At 61.4% G+C, this 1,244-nt stretch carries 1 protein-coding gene; it reads right to left on the bottom strand.

The genetic code is table 11. The annotated features are described in order from the left end of the window. A partial coding sequence (locus QEH54_RS22770; protein ID WP_309021033.1) for a cadherin repeat domain-containing protein occupies nucleotides 1-1,244 on the bottom strand: 1,244 nt, incomplete at both ends.

The following is a 1,244-nucleotide window of genomic DNA, read 5'->3' as shown; positions in this document are numbered from 1 at the left end:
GGGGCGACTTCGTCGAGATCGTTGATGGAGAGCGTTACGGCCTGTTCGGAGCTGTTTCCTGCTACGTCTGTGGCGACGACGGTGAAGCTGTAGGATGGCTTGGTCTCGTGGTCGGGGTCTGCGGTGAGGGTGACGGCTCCTGTGTTTGCGTCGATGGAGAGACTGGCGTGGTCGTCTACGGGCTTTAGGCTGTAGGTGACGCCGTTGGAGACGTCGGCGGAGTCGTCCGAGGTGACGGTGTAGATCACTTGCGCGGCGCCGCTATTCTCGTTGATTGCGGTTGCCGTATTCGAAGAGGTGATACTTGGGGCGATTTCGTCGAGGTCGTTGATGGAGAGGGAGACGGCTTGCTCGGTGGCGTTGCCTGCGGCATCTGTCGCGACGACGGTGAAAGCGTAGGAGGACTTTGCTTCGTGGTCTGGGTCGTTAGTGAGTGCGACGGCGCCGGAGTTGGCGTCGATGGAGAGTGATGCGTGGTCGTCTACGGGCTTCAGGCTGTAGGTGACGCCGTTGGAGACGTCGGCGGAGTCGTCCGAGGTGACGGTGTAGATCACTTGCGCGGCGCCGCTATTCTCGTCGATGGCAGTGGCTGTATCGGAAGAGGTGATACTTGGGGCGATTTCGTCGAGGTCGTTGATGGCCAGGGAGACGGCTTGCTCGGTGGCGTTGCCTGCGGCGTCGGTGGCGACGACGGTGAAGCTGTAGGAGGACTTTGCTTCGTGGTCTGGGTCGTCAGTGAGTGTGACGGCGCCGGTGTTTGCGTCGATGGAGAGACTGGCGTGGTCGTCCACTGCCTTTAGGCTGTAGGTGACGCCGTTGGAGACGTCCGCGGAGTCGACCGAGGTGGCGGTGTAGATCACTTGCGCGGCGCCGCTATTCTCGTTGATTGCGGTAGCCGTATTCGAAGAGGTGATACTTGGGGCGATTTCGTCGAGGTCGTTGATGGCCAGGGAGACGGCCTGCTCGGTGGCGTTGCCTGCGGCGTCGGTGGCGACGACGGTGAAGCTGTAGGACGGCTTGGTCTCGTGGTCAGGGTTGCCAGTGAGTGCGACGGCGCCGGTGTTTGCGTCGATGGAGAGTGATGCGTGGTCGTCCACTGCCTTTAGGCTGTAGGTGACGCCATCGGAGACGTCGGCGGAATCGTCGGAAGTGACGGTGTAGATGACTTGGGATGCGCCGCTGTTCTCGTCGATGGCGGTGGCTGTATCGGAAGAAGTGATACTCGGGGCGACTTCGTCGAGATC

Origin of the sequence: Pelagicoccus sp. SDUM812003 (assembly GCF_031127815.1) — a bacterium.
Classification (GTDB): domain Bacteria; phylum Verrucomicrobiota; class Verrucomicrobiia; order Opitutales; family Opitutaceae; genus Pelagicoccus.
Note: the sequence above shows the minus strand (reverse complement) of the source record. Positions and strands in the feature narration are given on the sequence as shown.